This window comes from Spirillospora sp. CA-294931 (genome assembly GCF_050946795.1).
GTDB lineage: Bacteria > Actinomycetota > Actinomycetes > Streptosporangiales > Streptosporangiaceae > Spirillospora.
Genome location: NZ_CP192006.1, coordinates 2512902 through 2537419, shown reverse-complemented (window position 1 = coordinate 2537419; position 24518 = coordinate 2512902). Strand labels below are relative to the sequence as shown.

Below are 24518 nucleotides of genomic sequence, written 5' to 3'. Positions count from 1 at the left end.
GAATCACCCTCCGTCACGCGACGGCGGTCCCTTCGAGCTCGACCATCAGCTCGGGGATCGCCAGCCGCGTCACCCCGAGCATCGTCGTGGACGGCGCCACCCCGGCCGCGCCCAGCCGCGACGCCAGCACGCCATAGTGCTCGAACAGCCCGTCGACGTCCGTCGTGTAGACGTTGAGCCGGACGAGATTCGCCAGGGCCATACCGCCCTCCCCGAGCACCGCCTCCAGGTTGTCGAGGCTCAGCGCCAGCTGCGCTGCCATATCATCGGCATGCTGGGGCTTGCCGTCGCCGCTCATCGCCGTCTGCCCGGCGCAGTACAGCGTCCTGGCTGGCCCGGTGACAAGCTCGCCCTGGTTGTACCCCATCTCCATCGACCACGCCCACGGGTTGACCGCCGTCCGCTCCACCACACCGGCTCCTTCGACATCGTGCGGCTGAGCCGCCATCCTCTTGGTCACACGGACTACCCTCCCGGGTAATCACGACAACCTGTGTCGTGTATTCCGGTAGCGTTTTCCCATGCGCGCCGACCGGCTGGTCTCGCTGGTCCTGCTGCTGCGGCAGCACGGCCGCCTCTCCGCGTCCGCGCTGGCCCGCGAGCTGGAGGTCTCCACCCGCACCGTCCTGCGCGACATCGAGGCGCTGTCGGCGGCGGGCGTCCCGGTCTACGCCGAACGCGGCCGGCACGGCGGCTTCGCCCTGCTGCCCGGCTTCCGGACCGAACTCACCGGCCTGAACCACGACGAGGCCCTGGCCCTCCTGGTCGCCGGATCGCGGCGCGGCGCGCAGGCCTTCGGCCTGGGCTCGGCCCTGGCGTCCGCGATGCTCAAGGTCGTCGACGCGCTCCCCGCGAGCTACCGGGACACCGCCGCGAGCGCGGCCGAGCGCCTGCTCATCGACCCCGACACCGACCTCCTCGCCCGCCGCCAGGAAACCGACGACGCCCCCGACCCCATCGTGGCCGAGGTCCGCCGCGCCGTGTTCGCCGGACACAAACTCCGCATCTCCTACGCGGCCACAGACCAGCCCCCCAAATGGCGCACCGTCGACCCGATCGGCCTCGTCACCGTCCGCGACCGCGGCTACCTGCTGGCCACACGATCCGGCGAGGACCGCACCTACCGCCTGTCCCGCATCCTGGCCGCCGAGGAACTCCCCGAACCCGCCCAGCGCCCCGACCGCGTCGACCTCGACCGCGCCTGGCAGGAACGCAGCACCCGCTTCCGCACCGGCGGCGACCAGGTCACCGTCCTGGCCCGGGTCTCCCCGACCCGCCGGAACGAGTTGGTGGGCACCGCTTTGGCCGTCCTCACCGAAGAGACCGACCCCGACGGCTGGCTCCGCCTGGAGGTCACCTTCCAAGACCACAGACACGCCGAATGGGCCCTGTGGCAACTCGCCATGAGCGCCGAGGCCCTCTCCCCCGAATGGCTCCGCACCTCCCTGCACAACCGCGCCACTCGAATCGCCGCCCGCTACGAACCGTCCTAAGGCGGGTGGACGCCGGGTCCACCCGCCTTAGCCCGGTCGGCTAGCCGAGCCGCACGCGGTGAGCACCGCCGTGCTCGGTTCCGGCGTACAGCCAGCGCCCGTCCGGGCTCACCGTGAGCGAGGTGACCGCGGTGTTCTGCAGGTCACCGGAGACGTTCGCCCAGGTGCGGCCGCCGTCGGTGCTGCGCATCACCCCGCGCCCGCCCTTGGGCAGCCCGGCCGCCCGGAACGCGCCCGCCGAGGCGTACAGCTCACCGGGCCGGCCGGGACGGGCCACCAGGTCGGTGACCCGCATCGGCAGATCACCGGAGTCGGCCGCGCGGAACCTGCGGCCGCCGTCCTCGCTCAGCAGGACGCGGCTTCCGGCCGCAACGACCCGCCGTGGCGCGGCCGGATCGGTGAAGACCTTCGTGACCGGCTCGCCGCTGACCTTCGTGACCGTCCTGCCGCCGTCGTCGGAGCGCCACAGCCCCTGCGGCCCGCCGAGCCAGAGCCGGTCCGGGTCGCGCGGATCACCCGCGACGGTCGTGAAGCCCTGGCCGTGGATCAGCTTGCGCCAGGTCTTCCCCTCGTCGGTGGTCGCCACCAGGCCCAGCCCCGTCAGGCTCTTGAACGGAACGTAGACCCGCTTGGGATCGGCCGGGTGGATCATCAGGTCGAACGACCCCTCGTAGGTCGAGATCATCCTCTTCCAAGTGACTCCGCCGTCCGGGCTGCGCAGGATGTTCAGCGCCGAGACGGCGCCGTTCTGATGGGTCTTCCACACCACCTTCGGATCGCGCGGTGACGTGGCCACCTGCTGGATGCCGACCCCGTTGTGGGCCTCCTTCGCGTTGCCCCACTCCCGGACCTGCGCGGTGACGGCTCCGGTGGGCAGCCCGGTCCGGAAGATCTCGTGCCGGGTGGCGGCCAGCAGCCCGTCCCGCCCGTCCGGGCCCCGGGCGATCGCCAGGTCGTTCACCGTGGTGCCCTGGATCCCGGTCCTGGCATACGTGCGGCCGCTGTCGGTCGTGGCGTACAACCCGGCGCCCTCGGCGGACACCAGCACGGCCCGGTCCTTCGCGCCGGGACGGACCGGCCAGCTCGCGAAGTCGATCGGGATGGCGCCCGCGATCGGCTTCTGCCAGGTGGACCACTGCGCCCCGTGATCGCGGCCGACGTAGGCGCGATAGCAACTGCCCGCGTAGACATCGCCGTCGACGAGCTTCAGGCTCTGCACGCTGCAATCGTCGCCGGGCACCGTGAACAGCTGCTTCCAGGCGGTCCCGCCCTTCGTGGCGCCATAGACGGCCTTGGACCCGGTGGACACGACCACCATCTCCGAGTCGGCATGGATCTGCCGGACGTCCTCTCGCGCGAACACCCGCTCGCCGGGCGCCGGACTGGGCCCGGTGATCCCGCGGATGACCCAGACACCGTCCGGGGCGGGGACGTACAGATCATCCCCCGAGACGGCGATCCCCTCGATACCCTGTCCGCCGCTCGCCGGGAGGGCGCGCGGCTGCCAGCTGGCGCCCCGGTCGCGGCTGACGTACAGCGCGTCGGCGGTCAGCGCGACCAGCGTCGAGCCCTTGGCGTCGATCACCAGGTCCTCGATCGCGACGTCCGGGAAGTCCAGCGTGCGCCAGGTCCGGCCGCCGTCCCCGGTCGCGAGGATCTTGCCCTGGTAGGTCGGATCGGCCTGGCCGCCCACCAGCGACCCGCTGGTCACCGCGGACCACATCCGGTTCCCGTCACGCGGGTCGATCACCAGCCGCGGCGTGGTCCCGACCGCCTGACCGACCGGCATGCGGCGCGACTGCCGCCAGTTCTGCCCGTGGTCACCGGTGAGCCAGACGCCCGCGTCGCTGTACTGGGTCATGGCGAGCCGTCCCGGCGCGGCGGGGGTCGTCGCCGTGCGACCGCTCTGCCCGTTGGGACCGATCGGCTCCCAGCGGGCGCCGCGCGCGTCCACGGGAGTCACCTCGAACGCGGTGCGCCCGGTGACGGTCACCTTCCCGATGCGGGCCGAGCCCTCGACCTTGTACGTCCCGGGGCGTTCGCCACGCAGGGGCGCCCGCCACCAGGTCCCGTGGTCCAGGCGTGCCGTCACCTCGTGCGACTTGCCGTCCGGGCCCGTCACGGTGACGACCGGAGGCGCCTCCAGAGCAGTGGGCGCGTTGATGAACGCCTCGGACGTCCCGTCGCTCGGATCGGGCGTGGCGTACATCTGCAGGTTCCGCACGACCAGCAGGTACGGGACGCGCATACGGGTGCCGGTGGCCTCGATCCAACCGGCGATGTTCTCGTCCCCCGCCGGTGCCGGAGCCGTGACGGTGACCTTGACGTCGATGGAACGACCCGCGGGCAACGACACACTGCCCGGCGAGACCCGCGCGTTCTTCCCGGTGACCCGCAGCCGCGTCCTGATGGTCTTGGTACCGCTGTTGGTCAGCCGCACCGAGCCGCTGCCGCGCACGTCCCGTCCGACCTGGTCGGCCAGCCCGAGCGAGAGCGACGCCGGAGCCGCGACCAGGTCGGTACGGGCCGCCGCCGGAATATCGAGCCGCCCAGCGCCCTGCTCCGCCGGAGTCAGCCCTGGCAACGGCCTGGCACCCCCCACGAGCATCCCCCCAATCGCAGTCGGGGTCCGCTTGGGGTGAAGCTGACGCAGCAGCGCCGCAGCCCCGGCCACATGCGGGCCCGCCATGCTCGTGCCAGACAGCCGGTAGTAGGAACCCCCCGGGATGGTGGAAAGGATCTCCACACCGGGCGCCACAAGATCGGGCTTGGCCCCGAACCTCCCGGACGGCCCGCGCGAGCTGAAGCTCGCCAGCTCGTCGGTGGAGTCCTCGCCCTCGAGCCGCAGCCGGACGTCGCCCTCGGCGAGATGCCGCCGCAGCTTCGCGGTCTCCAACTGCTCCATGCTCAGCACGGTCAGCCGGTCGAACCGTCCGTTGTCCCCCGAGTCCGCCGCGAACAGATCACCGGCGGCCCGCTGCGGCCCACCGCCATTGCCGATCCCCAGCACCGCAGCAAGCGCCCCACGCCGCTCCAACTCCCGAGCCACCTGAAGGTACTGACTCTCTCCCGGCGGAAAGTCCACCAGGACGATCTTCCCCGTGATGGAGCCAAGCTTGTCCAGCTCAGCAGGCTCCCCCGACCCACCGTTCACAAGCGGCGCGGTGACCGCCCGCTGCGGCGGATTCGCCGACATCTGGAACCGGAACGCCTGCACCGGCCCGTCCGCGGGCTTGACCAGGTGAAGCCGGGGCACCCTGACCCCGCTCGTGCTCGCGCCGACCGCGATCACGCCGTCCGCAGCGGCGGGCGTCCCGACCGTCTGGGCGCCGGGCCCGCTGTTGCCGGCCGACGCGATCACGACCGAACCGGTCTGAGCGGCCCGGGTGGCGGCCCGTCCGATCGGCTCGGTGCCGTCGCCGTCCCCGCCGAGGCTCAGGTTGATCACGTCGGCCCGGTACGGGTTGGCCGGATCGGCCGCCGCCTCGATCCCGGCGATGATGTCGGACTCGTACCCCTCTCCGCGGTCGTCGAGCACCTTGTACGCGGTGAGCGTGGCCTTGGGCGCGACGCCCGTGAGTTTGCCGTCCCCGGCCACGATCCCGGCCACATGGGTGCCGTGGCCGTTGTCGTCCATCGGGTCATCGTCACCACCAACCAGGTCCTTGCCCGCCACGACCTTGTGCCCAGGCCCGAACCCACCCCCGAGGTCGGGATGCCGGTAGTCGACCCCGGTGTCGACCACCGCGACCGTGACACCCTCCCCCTGAACCTTCCGCCCGTCAGGACCGGTGCGCTTCCAGACCTCAGGAGCCCCGATCAGCGGATTGCTCACCGCATCGCTCTTACGCAGCCTCGCGTCCCGATGCACGGCCACCACCCCGGGCAGCCGCGCAAGGGCAGCCCGATCCCGCTGCGCCACCCGAGCCGAGACCCCGTTGAACAACAACGAGAACGACCGCCGCTCCGTTACCTTGAGCCCCCGCGACCTAGCAGCCGCGAAAAGCCCCCGCTGCGCGTCCCGCAGAGCAGCCCGACGCTGCGCCATCGCCTGACCACCGGCCGCGGGCGCCCCGGCCAACTCGATGATCACCTGCTCTTCACGATCGTCGCCGACCGCCGCGACCGCCGGCGCCGGAGCGGCCAGCACGGCGCTGACGAGCACCGCCACACCGGCCACCGATACGGATTTCCTACTAGGCGAATACCACCGAGGTGCCATAGGGATTCTCCTTGATCAGGATTCCCCTTGGTCCTATGTGTTCCGGTCTGTCCCTGTCGATGGTTTGCTACGTCCGATAGGAGACAACGGCACAACTAGGCCAGCGAGGGGGCCCGGTGACCGAGGACGCCAACCTGTTCGAGCCGGTCGGCCTGTCGCCCCTGGACGAGGAGATCTATCTCGCCGTCCTCCGGGGCCCGCACCGAACCGACGCCGACCTCACCACCGCCACCGGCCACGCCCCCGAACCCCTGGCCAGAACCCTGCGAACCCTGGAAAACGCCGGCCTGATCAGCCCGATCCCCGGCCCCCCACGCCGCTGGGTCCCCACCCGCCCGGAAAGCGCCATCGAGATCCTGGTCGTCCAACGAATGGAGCAACTACAGCGCCTCCGCCAGGCCACCGACGCGCTGATGACCGAATTCCTGGCCTCACTCCACGACCGCCGCCCTGGCGAACTGATCGAGATCCTCGGCCCCGAGGCCGCCCTCCAGCGCTTCGCCCAACTTCAACAATCAGTCACCGAAGAAATGATGATCTTCGACCGCCCTCCCTACGTCCAACCAGGCGGCAACCCCGGCCAACCCACCGCCCTGGCCCGCGGCATACGCTGGCGCGCCATCTACGCCCCAGAATCCCTAGACCCCCCAGGAATGCCGGACGTCGTCCGAGACCTCCAACAAGCAGGCGAGCAAGCCCGCGTCCTGGCCAACCTCCCCATGAAGCTCGTCATAGCCGACCGCCGCATCGCCCTCATGCCCCTGGTAGCCGACCACGTAATCGGCCAAACCGTAGTAGTGCACCCCTCCTCCCTCCTGGACGCCCTCATCACCCTCTTCGAGTCCCTCTGGGAACGAGCCGCCCCCTTCGCCGTGCTCCCCCCAAAAGAAGCCCCAGACGCACCCCCCGAAGAAGACCGCCGCCTCATAGAACTCCTGGCAATGGGCCTAAAAGACGACGCGATAGCCCGCCAACTGGGCCTCTCCACCCGCACCATGCGCCGCCGAATGAAACGCCTCATGGACGAACTAGGCGTCCGCAACCGCTTCCAGGCTGGCCACACAGCCGCCAAACGCGGCTGGCTCTAACACCCCATCACCCCGCCAGAACACCCCAACGCCCGACGACACCAACCTGCCCAGGCTCGCCGGAGACCGCCAAGGCGTCAGGCCCGCTCGACCGCCTGGAGGGCGAGGCCCCAGGGGTAGGCGTCGAGGCGCGTCCCACCGGTCCCCGGGGCATGGGGTTCGAACTCCCCAGAGCCAAGCAGAACCCGGGTTCCCTCGTCCCTAAGAATCTTGATGCTGCGCCGGAATGGGTGCCGCATGGCAAGCGCGGTGTTCACAAACGGGAGTACGACCACAGGAATGTCCAGGCCAGGGGCTTCGGCGAGGATGCCCAAAGCGTAAGTGTCACTGATGCCGTTAGCCCATTTGTTAATAGTGTTGTAGGTGGCGGGGGCCACGATGACGGCGTCGGCTTTGGGCGAGCGAGGTTGGCCCGGTTTGCGATATTGGCTGCGGACGGGACGACCGGTTTGAGCTTCCAGCACCTCAACGTCGATGAAGCCCAAGGCTGACGGGGTAGCGATGATCTGAACGTCCCAGTCGCCCCGCTGAGCGAGGGTGACAAGCTTGCCAACGTCTGCGGCAGGGCCTGCAGCGCACACGACGATGTAGAGAAATCCGCGCGGGCGAGGCCCGGTCACAACTGCACCCCGATCTCGGTCGTGAATTCCCTGAGCTGTCGTTTGATGCTGGGCGGGGCCGTGGCGGCCTGGTCGCGCAAGATGCGGTGGACAGCGGGGCGGGCAGAGATCTCTTCGGGGGCAAGTTGGTGAGCGACACGGAGGACGTCATAAGCCTTCTCGTGTTTGCCCCATTGGGTGAGGGCTCGGGAGGTGTCCATCAGGAGGGCCACTTTGCGTTCGGTCAGGGGGACGCGATCCAGGTCGACAACGCGGGCTTCCTGGAGAGCCGCTCCGGCGTCGCCGAGTAGGAGGGCGACGTTGACGCGGTGGAGCTGGACGTTGGTGGGGCCGAACGCGGTCCAGCGGTGGTTGTAGTCCCCACCGAGTCGGCGGCCCGCGTCCTGCGCCTCGTCCAGGAGAGCGGAAGCGGTGGAACGGTCGGCGCTCTGGCCGGCTGCTACGGCACCCCGAAGCAGAAGTGCGCCATAGACCGAGAGAAAGTCGGGGGTGCGCTCCTGGGTCTCGTGGTCGATGCGCTCGGCGTAGGTGCTGGCGATCTGGGTGGCAGCGCCATGGTGGCCGTCGTTCATCAGGGTGTGGGTGACGATGCGAGCGCTGGAGCCGATGGTGAAGAGGTCTTGACTGTTGCGCGCGGCCCGCATGCTGCGATCGGCGGCGACCAGTGCAAGACCCTCTTGATCGAGCTTGAGCAGGATGCTCGCCGCCACGTGATGAGCCTCCGCGGAGAGCGCTTCGACCTGAAGGCGGTCATCCCCCTCGTGGACCGCGCACGCGTGGCGAAGGTCGGCCAGTAGCTGCGGAAGGGAGTCGACGACCGTCGAGTAGCGGCAGTCTTGATAGCTGCGCTTGGCGTTAGCCACGGCGATGTTCAACCGGCCCAGGCTAAGTGCTGCGAGATCAGGCTCGCTAATGCCGGGATAACCGCCTAGGGCGGCGGCGAACGCCTCCACACCCTGGAGTGGTGCGCCATCTCCTGGGGAGTCGGCAAGGATCGCGCTGAACATGCTCGCCGCGGCAAGCTTGGCGAAGCTCCTACGGCGCAAAGGGTCCCCTTCCTCGACATCAGGATCTCCGTCCAGGGAACCGAGGAAAGCCGAGGGCAACCCAGTGGGCTGATCCCGCCCTGTAATGACGGCCGCGCTCGCGGCGGAAGAGGTGACGGTGTGCGGCGCTAGGCCGAGGGTCATACGGGCAACGTCGGGCATCCCCAAGCCGTCGGCAATGCGCTCGAAGACCTCGAGCGCGAGGACCTGACGCCCGCCCTCCTTCATGATCTCGCTGATCTTGCCCTGCGTTGTGCCGCAGGCGATGGCGAGTTGCGTCTGACTCGCTCCCGCGAACTGGCGAAGCAAATGGAAGACGGTTCGGATGTCACGGCCGCGAAGGGCCTCGATCATCTGCGGACGCTCCCACAGAGAATCCGGGATGACGATCGGGTCTGAAGCCCGTCGCGACATCGCGCCTCCCTCCGCGTGAGCCATCATCACGGAGCGTATATCCCGCCGCGGGATACCACCTGGGAATGGGCCCGCGAGCTCCGCTAGTCGAACTTCGGTGCATGACGAGGACACAGAGTGAGCCCCCGGTCGATCCCCCTGGGGAGGACCAAGCAAGGCTGATCGAACTTCGGTACCCGGGGTGGGTGTGCTGGTACGGGCACTCGACAGGTGAGTTCTGGGCGACTCCTGAGGCGCCGTGTCCATGGTGGGGCTGGTGAGAGGGCAGACAGCCGACCTGCTGTCGGACCGGATCCGCGAGGTGACCCAGTTCCACGGGCAGAGCACGTCATCGTGACTCACCAGACGGCATCGATCGTGGGAGTCCGGGAGTTCGCGGCGAGGTATCGGCGGTTCCCTTGGCGCGCCAGTGGATGCGACATGGCCTCACCTACGCCCCGCACATTCCGGGTGCCGTGCTGGACGACACCGAGCAATGTCTTGTCGAGCTGGTAGCCAACAGCGTTGTGCACGGAACCCGACCGCGGGCGAAGTCGTACTGGCCAAGAACAGCCTTCGTGCACGTCGCCGTCATAGATCTAGGAGACGGGCCGCGGATCGAGGTGATCGACCAAGGCACCAAATCCAAGAAACCGACCCTTGGGCTCCAGCCCCCAGAGGTTCTCGAAGTGAGTGGGCGTGGGCTGCTCATCGTGGACGCACTGTCGCGGTGATGGTCTCACTACGAAGACCCACACGGACGTACCACGTTCTGCGAGCTCACCTATTGACCTGGGCACCGTCGGAAACACACGAGGAGCCCACATGCAAGACGACCCACCCAGTTCCGAGATTGGCCTCGCTGTGCGGCGTTGCACAAGCCCGGAGACTCAACCACAGGTAGGAGTCTCAGCCCTCAGGAGGCGGCGTGACGGCTGAACCATCCGATCGAAACCAGATCCTGTAATTGCGGCGGGTGCCCGTGACCGCCGTTGGTCGAGGAACTGGGCGGCGGCGGCGCGATACGCGGCCGACCGGCGGAGCCGCATGGCCGGTGCGGCGACGCAAGCGCTGCCGCCTCTTGATCCCGAACAGTCTAATTCGGCAGAACTGCAGTCATGCAAGGTGGCTTACGTCCCAGCTCAATCTTGCTCAATCTCGTAGTCATAGGACAGCATCCCCTTGGTGATACGCTTTTGAGCTCGCCGAAATAGGCGGTTCGATGTCGGTTCACCTTTCAAGACCAGGTCATTGTATTCCTCGCGGAGCGATCTAACCGTTTTCTCTAGATCTCCAAAAGAAGGTGCCCGAAGGGCAATCCTCTGCTCCAGTCGTATGGTATGCCGAAGTGCAGTAAATGAGCGTGCGCTTTCCTTAAAAGAAGGCCCCTTACTTTCCGCCCCAAGGAATGCACCGGTAGCCGCGATCACACCTGCCACAGCCGACAGAGTTCCGAGACGCCTAGAGGCACCTAGGGCGACTGAAAATCCTGCAAGGGCAGAAATAGTCGCTGGGAGGAAAACCAGAAGCTTTCCCCAGAACTCCGCAGATTTTACTGCCTCAAAGTAGGTAGTTGCAGTGTAGGTTGCGTCCTCATAAAGGGCATCGAGTTCTTTAAGTAGCGGTTTCGCTTCTCGTGCCTTAATCACTCGACACTCTCCTGTAGGGTGGAGGCAGCGGTATCTTGGGCTTACTTTTTAGATAATCACAGATCCAACGCAGGTCAGGTACGGCCCCCGCCGCCTGGTCGAACCATGCAGTACTGTCGTGACGAGTCTCGTAGATCGCGACGAGGAGCACTCGACGAAGCGCAGTCGAGGGATCTCGTCGAAACTCTTGGCGCAATAGTGCCCCATCGCCAGGCTGTGCATTCAATCCGACATATCTGGCCGCATACTCGCGAAGGAATGTTTCCTCGTTTCGATTTCTTAAAATATCCCACGCCGCACCATGCACTTGCTTATCGAAGATCCTTTGACGCATCATCAGCCCAAAGATATGCAGCTCCGCGTAAGGATAGGACACCATCGTCCTTTCAGAGATCGCCTTAGTGCAGAATTTATGAACCATATCGAGTGCGCATATCGGAAAAAATTCTAGATATGCGACGAAGTCCTGCGCCATGTGCGGGAAGCGTTCAAAGTTTTGCACGACCCAATCCATCGCAAAAGGACTATTGAGGTGCTTGAACTGGTTTAGACTGAAGCGAATATCGCGATCGCTATCTTTCTTGGTTGCTCTAGCAAAAAAGTCCCGCACTTCGGCCAGAGCCATATCGGAAGCGATATCGACCTTGTAGCGAATCGCATCCTTCTCCATGTCGCCGAAGTAGGTTGCGGCTTCCACTGGACGCATGATCTTGGTTTTGTGACCAGACATGCTGAGATGACGACCTCTGAGGGTACGGTTGACCTCTAGCAGACACTCACGAAGCCCACGTTTCTCAGGCCCAAAGATATAAATATCATCTGAGTATCGCAGATGACGCAATGCAGTTGCCTGGATGACTCGATCGACTGGCACCAAATATAGATTTGCCAGAATGCCGGAAGCATCACTCCCTTGCGGTAGTCCCCATACATGGTTCATCTGTTGAAAAGCCTGTAGGAACGAGCGCAGCCGAGCCAGTCCCTTCACGTTTTCGGTGAGATTACTCAACTCTTGGATTAATACGTCAATATCTACATTCTCATAGAAAGATGATACGTCGGTCTTGGCGAGCAAGAAGGACGGGTTTGCACTCTGTATCTTTCGACCAGTTTTTTGCATGTTGACCCATGAACCGATCGGCCGCCTGAGATCGTTCTTGAAGATCGACCATCGGTAACTGTAAACCGATCGGGAGATCTCACTATCTATCCTAATGGCCATAGAAAAGACGTGGGCTTCATAAAACAGTCTGTCCTCAAGTGTTAGTCGCGCCAGGGGCCGCACCGTGAGCTCGTCCTTCGGTAGATCTACGACCTCCACATAACCAGGATAGTAGGCATTACTATCAATTTTTTCGACCAGGTAGCTACGGTACTTGGGCCATTGATATAGAACCTCCGCTGAATCGATTACATCAGGAAGTTCCATTTCACCTTGGCTCGCATGGAATCGCTGCCAAGCAAAATCAAGGGATTCGGCGAGATCGGCTAGCGGTGAGAACTGAATGCGCTCGAACGCCAATGGACGCCCCCGAAAATAACCGAAGTCACTGTATTGATCACCGCTGGCAGCAACGCCTGACCCCCGTCAAGTTGGCGCCCGTGGGTTATGGTATCTCGCCTCTAGAGGCCCTGCACGATGCCCTATATGTCCGCTATGCACCTGATCGGGCACCTCGATGGAACTGAGTTCGGGTGTGCATTCTACAAATGCGGGGCTCTGAGGAGCAGCTCCGGCTCCGCCAGTCCGCCCAGCACCTCACGAGCGCCAGCCAAGCTTCGTTGGTCTGTCCGGAGGGCCACGGCGATGGCCTGGGCCCCCTTCACAGCAGCTTCCACGTCGCTGGATTCTCGCCAGACGTTCGTAGTCCCGAGGGGCTAAGTGTGGCGGCGGCGGTTGGTGGCTCGGCCGTGCGCCCACGCCGACCGGGTTGGGCAGGTGGATGGGACAGCGCGCGAGGAACCGTCAGTGGCAGCCGAGGGGGCTCGACCTGTGGGGTGTCAGTCCCATAGGCGTTCGGGGCAGCGGAGGTGGATCAGAGCCACGGTTTTCGATGGCGATGTTGCCATTCAGGAGTTCTCGGCCGAGTGCGGAGATGAGCGGTTCGGCGGGTGTGCTCGATCGTGCCCATCTGCGTGGGGACTCATGAAGCTTCCTGGTCGGGGCCGTCGGTCAGAGCCTTGGCGTTGATATCGTGGATCTGCTGCTTGGCGGCAAGGGGGTGCCTTGGAAGCGTGGGCGGCTGAGGCGGCGCTCCAGGTCCACGAGGTAGCGCGCGACGGTTGTCAGACACGTCCCGGGATCGATGATCAGCATCGCGGCTAGTTGCTCGGCGGTGCCTTCGAGGTCGCCTTGAGAAGGTGCGCAACTCCGGTCCGACGCGTACTTGGTCCCAGATGGCGGGGGCGATCGGAGCGCCTGCCTACCACGCGTTGCCGGGAATGTCGGTGGCGGCCAATGCCCCGTCAAGGTCGCCTGCCCGCGTGGCCTCTGACAGCGCGAAGAGGACCCGGCGTTCGGTGGGGAAGGACCAGACCGACAGATCGGTAGCGCTGCCGCGAACGGCTTCGGCGGACTACTCGGCGCGGGTCGCGGCTTGGCGAGCCCTGGTCTTGTCACCGTGGAGTGCGGAGGCGTTCGCCACGTACCACGCAAGTGTGGCTTCATTGGGGTGAGTGGACTGGCCTCGTAGCCTTGACGGGCGGGGTCCGCGGCCTCGATATAGCGGTTCTGCCATCGGGCCGTCTTCGCCAGGACGTACCAGGCGTGCGACTCGTTGGCTCCAGCCTCTCGGGCGAACGTGAGTGCGGTGCTGGCGTACTGCTCGGCGGCCTGGTCGAGATGGACGTCTCCGAAGATCAGGGCCGCATGCGCGATTAGGTCAGCGTCGATCAGCAGCAGTTCGCGGGTATGCGGAGACGGTGGCCGCCGCTCTCCCAAAAGGTGCTGTGTGCGGCGGTGCAGGTTGTCTACCTCGGCGAGAAGCCTCTTCGCGGGTACCAGCGTGTGCGACGTAGCGAGAGGATGTCGACCGGGTCGGATCAAGGGGGCCGGTACCGGTGCCCCCGGAGACTCCTGAGCGGGAGATGATCCCGCTGCCAGGTGGTGGAGATCCTCTCGGCGGTGCAGGGCGGTGGTGCTGCTCGGTACGTTCGCGAGACTACGTTGGAGGACTGGCGGCACTGCGGCGCAAGAACGTTGACCTGGACACGGGCGTTGTGTGGGTCGTCGCCTCGGTGGCTGAGCTGGACGGCGGCAAGCACCTTGCAGACAACTCCTAAGGGGGCTGGCCCGGGTCATGGCCGCCACCGACCGACCTCCTCGCCGAGAACCCTCGACTCGACGGTTCCTTCGCCTACGACATCGAGGATCTACGGCGAATCCGTGTCGGCCGATACCGCGTCCTATACGAGATTGATCCCGCCATTCGAGCCATCATGGTTCTGCATGTCGGCCGCTTGGCCGAGCTGTCACGCTGAACGAACTGTGCGGCGTCGCCATTCGTAGTTACCCCGTGACGGTTGCGAATGGCGGTTCGCGATCGTGAATGGAGGGGGGTGCGGGGGGGGAGCCCCCCGCTGGGGTTTGGGGCGGAGCCCCAATGGGGCTGTCCGAGCGGAGCGAGGGCCTTGCCTTTGCTTTGGAGCGGGTGACGGGAATCGAACCCGCGTAGCCAGTTTGGAAGACTGGGGCTCTACCATTGAGCTACACCCGCGTTGGCGCTTGCGCGCCTTGGATAGGGTACAGGGTTTTCCTGGGTGTTGTGGTCAGGGGCGGACGTCTTGGAAGGCCTGGACGGCCCTGAGGACGTCTTCGGTGCTGTGGGCGGCGGAGAGTTGGACGCGGATGCGGGCCTTGCCCTTGGGGACTACGGGGTAGGAGAAGGCGATCACGTAGATGCCGCGCTCTAGGAGGGCGGCGGCCATGCGGGCGGCCTCTGCGGCGTCGCCGATCATGACCGGGGTGATGGGGTGTTCGCCTTCGAGGATGTCGAAGCCGGCCTTGGTCATCTCGGTGCGGAAGAGGGTGGTGTTCTCGGCCAGCCTGCGGCGGTTGTCTCCTGAGGAGTCCAGGAGGTCCAGGATGCGTAGGGACGCGCCGACGATGGACGGGGCCAGGGAGTTGGAGAACAGGTAGGGGCGTGAGCGCTGGCGCAGGATCTCCACGATCTCCGCGCGGGCTGCGACGTAGCCGCCGCTGGCGCCGCCTAGGGCCTTGCCTAGGGTGCCGGTGATGATGTCTACGCGGTCGGTGACGCCGTGGAGCTCCGGGGTGCCGCGGCCGGTGGGGCCGGTGAAGCCGACGGCGTGGGAGTCGTCGACCATGACCAGGGCGTTGTGGCGTTCGGCGAGGTCGCAGATCTTGTCCAGGGGGGCGATGTAGCCGTCCATGGAGAAGACGCCGTCGGTGACGATGAGGCGGTGGCGGGCGCCGGCGGTCTCCTTGAGCTTCTGTTCCAGGTCGGCCATGTCGCGGTTGCGGTAGCGGTGGCGGGCGGCCTTTGAGAGGCGGATGCCGTCGATGATGCTGGCGTGGTTCAGCTCATCGGAGATGACCGCGTCCTCGGCGGTGAGGAGCGTCTCGAAGACGCCGCCGTTGGCGTCGAAGCAGGAGCTGTAGAGGATGGTGTCGTCGGTTCCCAGGAATGACGAGAGTTTGGCTTCGAGTTGTTTGTGGGGTTCCTGGGTGCCGCAGATGAAGCGGACGGACGCCATGCCGAAGCCCCACTCGTCCAGCGCCTGTTTGGCGGCGGCGATGACGTCGGGGTGGTCGGCGAGGTCGAGGTAGTTGTTGGAGCAGAAGTTGACCACCTCGCCGGTGGCGACGCGGATGGACGCCGACTGCGGGCTGGTGATCACGCGTTCCGACTTGTAGAGGCCGGCCTCGCGGATCTCGTCCAGGCGGTCGCGCAGGTCCTGGCGCATGGTGTCGAACACTGGGGCTCCTACTCAGAGTGTCGGACGGGTCCAGTCGATGACGACCTTGCCGCACCGTCCCGAACGGGCGGTGTCGAAGGCCTCGGCGTGCTGCTCGTAGCCGAACCGGTGGGTGATCACGGGGCTGATGTCCAGGCCGCCCTGGAGGAGTACCGACATGGCGTACCAGGTCTCGAACATCTCGCGGCCGTAGATGCCGCGCAGGGTCAGCATCCGGGTGACGATCGTGGACATGTCCACGGAGACGTCGCCGGTGGGCAGGCCGAGGATGGCGATGCGGCCGCCGGGGCTCATGGTGGCGATCATGTCCTGGAGGGCGTCGGCGCGGCCGGACATCTCCATGCCGATGTCGAAGCCCTCGCTCATGTCGAGCTCGGCGAGGACGTCGGAGATCTTCGATTTGCCGACGTCGAGCGCGACGGTGGCGCCGAGCTTCTGTGCCAGGGCCAGGCGCGGCTCGCTGACGTCGGTGATGACGACGTTGCGGGCGCCGGCGTGGGAGGCGATCGCGGCGGCCATCATGCCGATGGGGCCGGCGCCGGTGATCAGGACGTCCTCGTTGAGGACGGGGAACGACAGCGCGGTGTGGACGGCGTTGCCGAACGGGTCGAAGATCGCGGCGACGTCGAGGTCGATGGGGTGGCGGTGGACCCACACGTTCGACTCGGGCAGCGCGACGTACTCGGCGAACGCGCCGTCGGTGTGGACGCCGAGCCCGATGGTGCGGATGCACAGGTGGCGGCGTCCGGCCATGCAGTTGCGGCAGGTGCCGCAGACCAGGTGGCCCTCGCCGCTGACGATGTCGCCCGGCTCGACCTTGGTGACCTCGGGGCCGACGGCGGTGACCTCGCCGACGAACTCGTGGCCGAGGACCAGCGGCGGCCGGACGACCCGCGCGGCCCAGTCGTCCCAGCCGTCGATGTGCAGGTCGGTGCCGCAGACGCCGGTGCGGAGCACCTTGATCAGTACCCGGTCGCCGTCGGTCTCGGGGACCGGGACGTCGACCAAGTGCAGACCGGGTTCAGGCGCGGTCTTCGCCAATGCCCTCATGGCCCTCCACTGTGGCCCGCCTCGGCCTGTGAAGTCCATCGGTATTATCCGTGGTTACTTGTGAAGGTTTCCTTCAAAGGGTAGAGGTGCGCAGGTGATCGATCCGCGTCGGCTCCGGGTGCTGAGGGCCCTGGCCGATCATGGGACGGTGACGGCCGCGGCGCAGGCGCTGTACCTGTCGCCGTCGGCGGTCTCGCAGCAGCTCGCGGCGCTGGAGGCCGAGGTCGGCCACGCGCTGCTGGAGCGGCGCGGACGGGCCGTCCGGCTGACGGCGACCGGCACCGTCCTGGCCGGGCACGCGGCGGCGGTCGCGATGCAGCTGGAGCGGGCGGAGGCCGACCTGGCGGCGGTCTCGGCGGGTGTGGCGGGCGAGGTGTCGATCACGGCGTTCTCGACGGCGATCACCGAGGTCGTCGCGCCGATGGTGGCCTGGGCCCGCGACCGGGCGCCGCAGGTCTCGTTCCGGGTGAAGGACGGCGAGGGACGGTTCGCGCTGCGCCTGCTGGCCGACGGCGAGGCCGACGTGGCGGTGGCGGTCGAGAACCGTGACACGCTGGCGTCCGGTGAGGACTCCCTGCTCAGGGAGCCGCTGTACGCCGAGCCCTTCGACGCCGTCCTGCCTCCCGGGCACCCGTTGGCGGGGGCGAAGGAGGTCGGCATCGCCGACCTGGCGCGGGCCGCGTGGATCACGCCGTGGCCGGGCAACCCCGTGCACGACGTGGTGCTGCGGGCGTGCGAGACCGCGGGGTTCCAGCCGAGGGTCGAGTGCGTGTCGGACGACTTCCGCGCGGTCTGCGCGCTGGTCGCGGTGGGTGCGGGCGTCGCCCTGGTGCCGCGTTCGGCGCTGTCGGGCCTCGGCCGGACGGGCGTGATCGTCCGGCCGGTGGCGGGGGCGCCGTCGCGTCCGGTCTTCACGGCGATCCGGCGCGGCGGGCAGGGGCATCCGCTGCTGCGGTTCGCGCTGGAGGGGCTGCGGGAGAAGGCCGCGGACCTGTCCGAGCGGTCCCCGGGAACGCCGACCGACCGGTCAACTGCCTGAGACGCAGGTCTTTCCTTCGGCGTGGACGTTCGGCTGGCCGGAGTGCTTCCAGCGGCAGACGGTCGTCGCGTCGGCTATTTTCCCATCGTCTCCATCCGGGTCCCTTGAGCAGGCGACCTGGTCGCCGAGGACCACATGGTAGGGATAGCCGTGGGCTTTGCAGTAATTCCCCTGATCCTGTGAGGTCAGGGTGCCGAGATTTCTTGGTTTTGCGGGGGCGGGCTTCTTGGCCGCCGATGGCCCGGGGCTGGCTCGTTCCCGGGGGCTGTCGGATCGGTGTGGAGTTCCCGATTTACTTGGCTCGGTTTCCCTGCGGTTGGGGGCGGGTTTTGACGAGGTCGTTGGTGACGCACTTGGCGTCGGATTCTTGAAAGTACTGGAGGGGGTGATGTTCTGCGGGTGACTTGAGGTTTTGTCTTTGTCTTTCCCCGGTTCGGGGGCCAAGGAATAGGTGAGAGCGATAATTGCCACGACGGTGATCGCGGCGATGGCGGCGATTTGGTGGCGGCGTCTCTGGCTGGTGGCCGGAGGGTCGGCTTGGATGGTGGCCGGGGGTTGCTGCTCTTGTTCGGTGATGTTCAGTGCAGGTATCGGTGCGGGAGATTGCGGAGGACGCAGGAGGTCGCCCACCTCGGTCGCGGTGGGGCGGCGGGCGGGATCCTTTTCCAGACAGGAGCGGACGATTTCGGCGAGGTCGCCTTCGAGGCCGTCCAGATCGGGTTCGCCGTGCAGGACCGCCATGGCGACGGCGGAGGCGGAGGTGCCGCCGAAGGCTCTTTTGCCGGTGGCGGCGAAGACCATGGTGGCTCCCCAGGCGAACATGTCCGCCTTGGGGTCGGCGGTCTGGCCGTCGATGTGCTCGGGGGCCATGTAGCCGGGGGTGCCGACGACCTGGCTGCTGTTCAGTGACTGGCTGAGGTCCAGGGCGCGCGAAATGCCGAAATCGATGACCACGGGTCCGTCGGGGCCGAGCAGGACGTTGCCCGGCTTGAAGTCGCGGTGGACGACTCCGCCCGCGTGGATGGCCGCCAGCGCCGTCACGGTGTTGATCGCCAGCCGGTCGAGCGCCGCGCCGCCGCGTGGTCCGTCCTTCTTGACCGAGGTTTGCAGGGACGGGCCGTCGACGAACTCGCTGACGATGTAGGGCTGGTCATTGATCACGCCGCTGTCGAGCACCTGAGCGGTGCAGAACGGGGCGACGCGTTTGGCGATCTCGACCTCGGCCAGGAAATGGGTGCGGGCCGCCTCGTGCGTGATCAGGTGGGGGTGCAGCAATTTGATGGCGGTGCGCCGCTCCTGCTCGTCCCGGCCCTGGTAGACGGTGCCCTGTCCACCGGCCCCGAGCCTGCCCTCCAGCCGGTAATGACCGATGATCTTGGGGTCGGTGGGCAAGAGCGGGGGCAATTCAGCCACGCATCCTCCAGACGCTCCGATCGGCTTGATCCTAGGAGTCACGACTTGGTTCGCGGAGCGTTTTGCGGCGTTCGCCCCGGGGGTCAGTTGACGCCTGGCGGCTGGGCTCCGAGGAACCAATCGCCGGAGCCGAGGCGGTCGAGAATGGGTTCGAACTCAGTGAGGTTGTCGGCCTGGCTGGCGGGCAGGGCGGTGGCGCCGACGCCGAGGATGACGCACACCGCGACGATCGCGGCGGCGAAGGCGATGATTCCGAACAGGACCAGCCCGGACGAGATGAGCCCGATCCCGATGAGCACCCCCGCGACCACCGTCCCCGTGGCGTATCCGGCAGCCTTCAGGCGCCGGTTCCTGTGGTCGGCGGCACACGGGAGGCAGCGGGGAACCCTGACCGTGAGAACCTGCCAGGTCACCCGGCCCATGGTGTGCTGGACGTTGCCGTACAGCTTCTGCTCGAAGGCACTCGGGGTATGGGTCGGACGGTCCTTGCAGAACCAGCAGGTCGTGTAGGCCAGGTTGCTCCGGACGGTGGCGAGATTGTCCTTCAACCGCGTCCGGACGGCCTTCGTCGCGGCCAGGGGGACGGCACGCTCGATCACCTCCAGGGCGGGGGGCCAGTCGTCGGTCTGGTTGGAGTAGGCCACCACGCAGCGCAGCGACCGGATGGCGACGTCGTCCCTGGCGCCGCGCAGCACCGGATGCTTCTTCGGGAGGGCGATCGCCAGGACGTCGAGCAGCGGCGTCGCCTGGTCGAGGAGGCGGGCGGCCGCCGTGCCGCCCTGGGCCGGGTCGGCGTCGACGGTCTGCTCGGCGTTCTCGCCGAGCGACCTGAGCCTGCCCAGGTCGGGTTCCACCGCTCGGCGCAGGGCCTCGGCGACGTCGATCGGCTCGAAGCCCGAGGCGTTCATGACGCCGAGGTGGGCGTCGGCGTCGGCGCGGCGGCCGTCGCGGAGCGCGGTCACGGCGAGCCGCGCGCTGATCCCCAGCAGTGCCTCGGGGACGTCCTCGCGCAGCCGCGCGGCGGTTCCGGGGCCGAGACGCGGGTCGGAGAGCTCGCGGGCGCGGGTCTCCAGGATCATCCAGAACATGTCGTCGCCGAGGACCCGCTGCCAGGTCTCGAACGCCTCGTGCCAGAGCGCCGGGTCGGACGCGTCGAGCGCGCGGGCGTGGGCGAGAACCGCGAGGTTGTGCACGGCGACGGGCGACCCGGCGTCCTTCCAGACGCGTTCGGCCTCGGCCAGGTCGCCGCGCCGTGAGGCGGCGATGGCGGGATCAGGCCGCCCGTTCTCCAGTGGCCAGAACCAGAACAGCTCGTCGAGCAGGCGGCGCGCCGGGTCCCGCAGGCGCTGCGCGGCCTGCCGAACCTCGGCGGCGTCCGGGGCCGCGCCGAACGGCGCCGTCCCTGTGGGCGCGTCGTCCTCGAAGCGGCTCATCACCCGCAGCTTCTCGGTGTGGCGCCGGATGTCGCGGGCGCTCGCGCTCACCGCCAGCCCGGTGACGCGGAAGGCGTTCTCGCGGTACAGGTCGGGGCCCAGCTCGTCGAGGAGGAGGCCCATCACGTCGTCTTCGGTCATGGTCATCATCACCCCTGGCCCACCGCGGAGATCCGCAGGCCGGCGGTCCGGTTCCGGGCCGGCGAACCGCCCTGGTCGAGGGCCGAGGCTGCCCCCAAGCTCGACACGGTGAACCTGGAGGTCGGTATCCCGGCGCCGTCGTGGAGGAATTCGCGGACGACCGTGGCCCGCAGGGTCCCGAGCTCGGTGTTGGTCGCGTAGCTGCTTCCGGGCGGCACCGCGCGGCCGTCGGTGTGCCCGATGACCGTGACCGACACCCGTGTCGCGTAGGGGCGCAGCCGCGTCCCGAGCGCGGTGAGGACGGCGCGTCCGTCCCGTGAGAGCCGCACGCCGTCCCGGAACAGCCCTTTTTCGAAGGCGACCGACAGTTCGCCGCCGCTGCGGCGCACGACCGCGCCCGGCACCCGGAGGTTCATCTCCGCCAGGACGTCCGCCGTGCGGGGCGACGGGCGGGGCGGAGGCGCCGGGGCGTCCTTCTCGTCCTCGGAGTCCGGGACGATCAGGAGGACGACGGCGACGAGCGCGACCGCCGACACCGCGCCGACGGCGGGCCACGCTGCGCGCGTGGTCCGGCGGGCGCGGGCCCTGGCGATGCGGCGGCGGCCCTCGGCGATCTGCGGGGTGCCCGGGGCGAGCCGTTCGGCCTCGGCCCACTCCGCGTCCGCCTCCTCCAGCCGGCCCTGCTGGGCGTGGACGCGCGCCAGCAGATCGAGCAGCGCCACGCTCGGGGCGCCGTCGTCGCGGACGTCGGCCAGGATCGCCTCGGCCTCGGCGTAGCGGCCGAGCCGGGCGAGCGTGCGCGCCTGCGCCAGCGCCAGTTCGCGCGTCGCGAGCAGCATCGGGGTCTCCTGGCTCATCAGGCCTGCTTGACGGTGCTGACGATGTCGAGGCCCGGCCGCGACGTCGGCGGCAGCATCTCGGCGAGGATGCCGTTGATGTCGCGCAGCGTGCCGGTGTCGCCGGACGCCGCGGCCCGCTGACCGGTGGCGATGAGCCGGCCGGCCTCCTGGGGATCGCGCATCTCCGACTGGAGGCCGCGCAGGTCCTCGAAGATCAGGAAGGGCAGGTCGCCCGAATGGTCCAGGACGCGCATCGCCAGGTCGCGCAGTTCGTCGACCCGCTGCCGCAGCAGCGCGGCGTCGTGCGAGGCACGGGCGGCCTGGACCGACGCCTCGGCGGTGGACAGCGAGCGCCGGTGGTCGTCGTTGCCCCGGGACCGGACGACGTCCTGGGCGGCGGCGAGCACCTCCTGCGACTCCCTGACCAGCGCGGGCCATTCGAGGGCGTCCTCCAGCTCGTCCACCGCGGCCCGCAGGACGAGGACGAGCTTGCCGCACTCGGTGGCCTCGGTCGTGTCGGTGCGCGCGGCGGCCACCTTCGAGTCGATCTCCCGGACCAGCTCGTCGCGGTCGATGCGGGCCAGCAGGGCGGTGGCGCGGGCGTCCGCGATCTCCGAGAGCCGCCGGCGCGCCGTCTCCAGCCGGTGCTTCTCGGCCTGGGCGTCGCGGGCCAGATCGGCCTGGTCGGGGACGCTCTCGGTCTGCATGTTGATGACGTGCTCGAACTCCTCGTCCAGCAGCGGCACATACGCCCGCACCACCACCAGGCGCGACTCGTCCACCACGATGGTGAAGTCGACCGCGCTGCCCTCGGGCACGTCCCGCCGTACCTGGTCCGGCTCGACCTCCAGGCGGCCGATCCGGCGGTTGCGGTCGGCGCGGGCGTGCTCGCCCTCCATGACGGGGATGCGGATCATGCCCTCCCCGGTGCCGCGGTCGACCGCGACCGTGGTGCGCAGCGTGCGGCTCTTGCGCGTCGGGAGCGGGGTGTTGCGCTCGACGAGCGGCAGGAACTCGTTGCCGTCGAGCGCCAGGCCGATCGTCTGCTGGAGCAGCGGCTGCGTCTCGATCGTGCCGACGGTGTAGTCGAGGCGGTCCTGGTTCAGTGGCAGGACGGAGCCGGCGGCGTCGGTCAGCTCGATGAGGAAGGTGTTCCTGCGTCCCGTCTCGGCCCAGAGGGTGGTGGTGAAGGTCCCCTTCGCCGACAGCGGGACGCGGCCGCTGCGCCATGCCGGTTTGGCCTCGGCGTTGACGAACTCGACCGCGAGACCCGCCGTGTCCGCGCCCGACACCCGGCCCCCGACGAACGGCTCGGTCTCCGGTCCGGTCGGGCTGTACTCCAGCTCGATGGCGTACACGCCGGGCGACGGCGCGGTGAAGGCGGGCCCCGCCTCCAGACGCTTGGAACCGGCGAAGATCGCGGCGCCCTTGGCGACCACGGTCAACGGGTCCTGGCTCTGGTCGATCGCGATCCCGAGACCCTCGCGGGGGTCGGCGATGCGTTCGCGCAGGTAGGGCGAGAGCGTGGACCCGCCGACCAGAAGCACCTTCTCGATGTCGCCCGGGCCGAGCCCGCTCTCCTTCAGCGCCCGGCGGCACATCTCCACCGACCGCGCGATGTACGGCTCGGCGATCCGCTCGACCTCGCGGCGTTCGAGATCGAAGTCGAAGTCGAAGCGCCGATCCTCGGCGTCCACGAGAACGACGTCGATGTCGACCGAGTCGCGGCGCGACAGCTGGATCTTGGCCGCCTCGGCGGCGAGCTTGAGCGTGTTGACGGCGGCCTGCCAGCGGGGCTCTCCCCGTTCGAGGTCGGTGAAGCCGTACCGCTCCACCACCGCCGGGATGAGCAGCCGCTCGACGATCTGCCAGTCGATCAGCTTGCCGCCCAGCAGGTTGTCGCCGCGGTGGTTGACGACGTTGAACTCGCCGTCGCGCATGTTGACCACGGCGGCGTCGAACGTCCCGCCGCCGAAGTCGTACACCAGCCAGAAGGCGTTGTCGGCGTCGGACTGGAACCCGTAGGCCAGCGCGGCCGCCGTGGGCTCCTGCAGCAGCGGCGCCTGCCGCAGGCCCGCCAGCTCGGCGGCCCGCTTGGTCGCCTCGCACGCGCTCAGCTCGAAGGCCGCCGGGACGGTGATGACGGCGGCGGCCACCTCGTCGCCGACGCTCTCGACGTCGCGCTTGAGCGACTTCAGGACCTCGGCGGACAGCTGCTCGGGCTCCATCGACCGCCCGGCGGCCCGGAAGATCTTGGGCTGGCCGGTCGTGCCCATCCGGAGCTTGAACTCGACGCAGGTGTTCTCCGGGTCCTGCTCGCTGCGCTCCTTGGCCTCGCGCCCGACGTACAGCCGGTTCCGGTGATCGACCCGGACCGCCGAGGGCGTCGTCTCGCTGCCGTCGATGTTCTTGAAGACCTTGGCGTCCACGTCGTTGAGGACGGCGATCGCGCTGTTGGTCGTCCCGAGGTCGATACCGAAGTCGATGGTGGTCCTGGTCATTGACGCTGTTCCCTCGCTCCTGGTCGCGGCAGCGGTTCGGCGGCGGAGTCCGGAGTGCCCACGATGACCTCGGCCATCTGGATCCGCTCTGAGCCGAGATACACGCTCGGCCGGATGGTCTCGATCACACGCTCGCGTTCGAGCCCCGGTGTGGGCTGGAAGGCGACGACGCTGATGCTCAGGCCCGTGTCGAACGGGTCGTTGAGATGGTCTTTGATCTCGACTCCCGCCTGCGCCAGGGTGTCCCAGGCCTTCTCGACGTGACGGGTGGTGGCGCGCATGCTGTCGGGAAGCCCCGCCATCCGCACGTGCAGCCGCCAGACGGAGGTCGCCACGTCCGCCAGGGACCGTCCGTCCAGGCCCGGAACACCCGACCCGGCGCCCGACGCGACGCCCGACGCGGGCCCGGCGGCGGCGCCCGACGCGGCGCCCGGCCCGGCGCCCGACGCGGGCTCGGCGGCGTCGCGCGACGGAAGGTCGGCGAACACGGCGAGGATGTCGTCCGGCCATTCCGCCGGGCCGATCCGGAATTCCCGGGGCCACCGCAGCTGGCGGACGGTGGCCCGGGCCTCGGCGATCCGTCGCTTTCTCATGCCGGGGCTCCGGGACGCGCTGGGACGCGGCCGCCCTCGGTCGAGGAGTCCCGCCGAAGC

Annotated in this window: 18 protein-coding genes and 1 tRNA gene; 5 read left to right on the top strand and 14 right to left on the bottom strand. The window is 68.1% G+C overall.

The window, feature by feature from the left end; translation table 11 throughout:
* Positions 1-13 precede the first annotated feature (13 nt).
* Positions 14-409: a RidA family protein gene (locus ACQPY4_RS11590; RefSeq protein ID WP_433338882.1), complete on the bottom strand. Its 396-nt coding sequence runs from the start codon at positions 407-409 to the stop codon at positions 14-16.
* 112 nt (positions 410-521) lie between these two features.
* Between ACQPY4_RS11590 and ACQPY4_RS11585 the strand changes: the two genes are divergently transcribed.
* A complete protein-coding gene (locus tag ACQPY4_RS11585; RefSeq protein ID WP_433335385.1) occupies positions 522-1493 on the top strand; it encodes a helix-turn-helix transcriptional regulator in 972 nt (323 codons plus the stop codon).
* 40 nt (positions 1494-1533) lie between these two features.
* Here ACQPY4_RS11585 and ACQPY4_RS11580 read toward each other — a convergent pair whose 3' ends face one another.
* Positions 1534-5715 carry a S8 family serine peptidase gene (locus tag ACQPY4_RS11580; protein WP_433335383.1) on the bottom strand — a complete coding sequence of 1394 codons (4182 nt, stop codon included), beginning with the start codon at positions 5713-5715 and terminating at the stop codon, positions 1534-1536.
* A gap of 116 nt (positions 5716-5831) precedes the next feature.
* On the opposite strand from ACQPY4_RS11580, the gene ACQPY4_RS11575 reads away from it, so the two are divergent.
* Positions 5832-6803 (top strand): LuxR C-terminal-related transcriptional regulator, encoded by a 972-nt coding sequence (locus ACQPY4_RS11575; RefSeq protein WP_433335381.1) that lies wholly within the window; start codon positions 5832-5834, stop codon positions 6801-6803.
* Between the two features lie 77 nt (positions 6804-6880).
* Here ACQPY4_RS11575 and ACQPY4_RS11570 read toward each other — a convergent pair whose 3' ends face one another.
* Positions 6881-7384, bottom strand: coding sequence for a flavoprotein (locus tag ACQPY4_RS11570; RefSeq protein ID WP_433338880.1), 504 nt, complete (start codon positions 7382-7384; stop codon positions 6881-6883).
* Between the two features lie 35 nt (positions 7385-7419).
* On the bottom strand, positions 7420-8823 hold the full coding sequence (locus tag ACQPY4_RS11565; RefSeq protein ID WP_433335379.1) for a helix-turn-helix domain-containing protein: 1404 nt from the start codon (positions 8821-8823) through the stop codon (positions 7420-7422).
* Between the two features lie 473 nt (positions 8824-9296).
* Here ACQPY4_RS11565 and ACQPY4_RS11560 point away from each other — a divergent pair, with 473 nt between their 5' ends.
* A complete protein-coding gene (locus tag ACQPY4_RS11560) occupies positions 9297-9596 on the top strand; it encodes an ATP-binding protein (RefSeq protein WP_433338878.1) in 300 nt (99 codons plus the stop codon).
* A gap of 408 nt (positions 9597-10004) precedes the next feature.
* Here ACQPY4_RS11560 and ACQPY4_RS11555 read toward each other — a convergent pair whose 3' ends face one another.
* Together ACQPY4_RS11555 and ACQPY4_RS11550 are read right to left on the bottom strand one after the other, a co-directional pair.
* Positions 10005-10511 (bottom strand): SLATT domain-containing protein, encoded by a 507-nt coding sequence (locus ACQPY4_RS11555; RefSeq protein ID WP_433335377.1) that lies wholly within the window; start codon positions 10509-10511, stop codon positions 10005-10007.
* Positions 10504-12033 (bottom strand): RNA-directed DNA polymerase, encoded by a 1530-nt coding sequence (locus ACQPY4_RS11550; protein WP_433335375.1) that lies wholly within the window; start codon positions 12031-12033, stop codon positions 10504-10506. The genes ACQPY4_RS11555 and ACQPY4_RS11550 overlap by 8 nt, the downstream gene beginning before the upstream one ends.
* A gap of 1841 nt (positions 12034-13874) precedes the next feature.
* On the opposite strand from ACQPY4_RS11550, the gene ACQPY4_RS11545 reads away from it, so the two are divergent.
* Positions 13875-13991 carry a type II toxin-antitoxin system RelE family toxin gene (locus ACQPY4_RS11545; RefSeq protein WP_433338876.1) on the top strand — a complete coding sequence of 39 codons (117 nt, stop codon included), beginning with the start codon at positions 13875-13877 and terminating at the stop codon, positions 13989-13991.
* Positions 13992-14153: 162 nt separating this feature from the next.
* On the opposite strand, the gene ACQPY4_RS11540 is transcribed toward ACQPY4_RS11545, so the two are convergent.
* The 3 genes from ACQPY4_RS11540 to tdh form a co-directional block, all read right to left on the bottom strand.
* A tRNA-Gly gene (locus tag ACQPY4_RS11540) sits at positions 14154-14227 on the bottom strand.
* A 52-nt stretch (positions 14228-14279) separates the two neighbouring features.
* Complete coding sequence (locus tag ACQPY4_RS11535) at positions 14280-15449, bottom strand: glycine C-acetyltransferase (RefSeq protein ID WP_433335373.1); 1170 nt, start codon at positions 15447-15449, stop codon at positions 14280-14282.
* 12 nt (positions 15450-15461) lie between these two features.
* Positions 15462-16499, bottom strand: coding sequence for an L-threonine 3-dehydrogenase (gene tdh / locus ACQPY4_RS11530; RefSeq protein ID WP_433335371.1), 1038 nt, complete (start codon positions 16497-16499; stop codon positions 15462-15464).
* Between the two features lie 94 nt (positions 16500-16593).
* Here tdh and ACQPY4_RS11525 point away from each other — a divergent pair, with 94 nt between their 5' ends.
* A complete protein-coding gene (locus ACQPY4_RS11525) occupies positions 16594-17538 on the top strand; it encodes a LysR family transcriptional regulator (protein ID WP_433335369.1) in 945 nt (314 codons plus the stop codon).
* Here ACQPY4_RS11525 and ACQPY4_RS11520 read toward each other — a convergent pair.
* From ACQPY4_RS11520 to ACQPY4_RS11500, 5 genes are all read right to left on the bottom strand, one after another.
* Positions 17527-18951 (bottom strand): serine/threonine protein kinase, encoded by a 1425-nt coding sequence (locus ACQPY4_RS11520; RefSeq protein WP_433335367.1) that lies wholly within the window; start codon positions 18949-18951, stop codon positions 17527-17529. The two genes, ACQPY4_RS11525 and ACQPY4_RS11520, sit on opposite strands and share 12 nt — an antisense overlap.
* Positions 18952-19034: 83 nt before the next feature.
* Complete coding sequence (locus ACQPY4_RS11515) at positions 19035-20525, bottom strand: hypothetical protein (protein WP_433335365.1); 1491 nt, start codon at positions 20523-20525, stop codon at positions 19035-19037.
* Between the two features lie 8 nt (positions 20526-20533).
* Positions 20534-21382: an OmpA family protein gene (locus ACQPY4_RS11510; RefSeq protein ID WP_433335363.1), complete on the bottom strand. Its 849-nt coding sequence runs from the start codon at positions 21380-21382 to the stop codon at positions 20534-20536.
* Positions 21382-23865 carry an Hsp70 family protein gene (locus tag ACQPY4_RS11505; protein ID WP_433335361.1) on the bottom strand — a complete coding sequence of 828 codons (2484 nt, stop codon included), beginning with the start codon at positions 23863-23865 and terminating at the stop codon, positions 21382-21384. The genes ACQPY4_RS11510 and ACQPY4_RS11505 overlap by 1 nt, the downstream gene beginning before the upstream one ends.
* Positions 23862-24458: a hypothetical protein gene (locus ACQPY4_RS11500; RefSeq protein ID WP_433335359.1), complete on the bottom strand. Its 597-nt coding sequence runs from the start codon at positions 24456-24458 to the stop codon at positions 23862-23864. The genes ACQPY4_RS11505 and ACQPY4_RS11500 overlap by 4 nt, the downstream gene beginning before the upstream one ends.
* Positions 24459-24518: the final 60 nt, after the last annotated feature.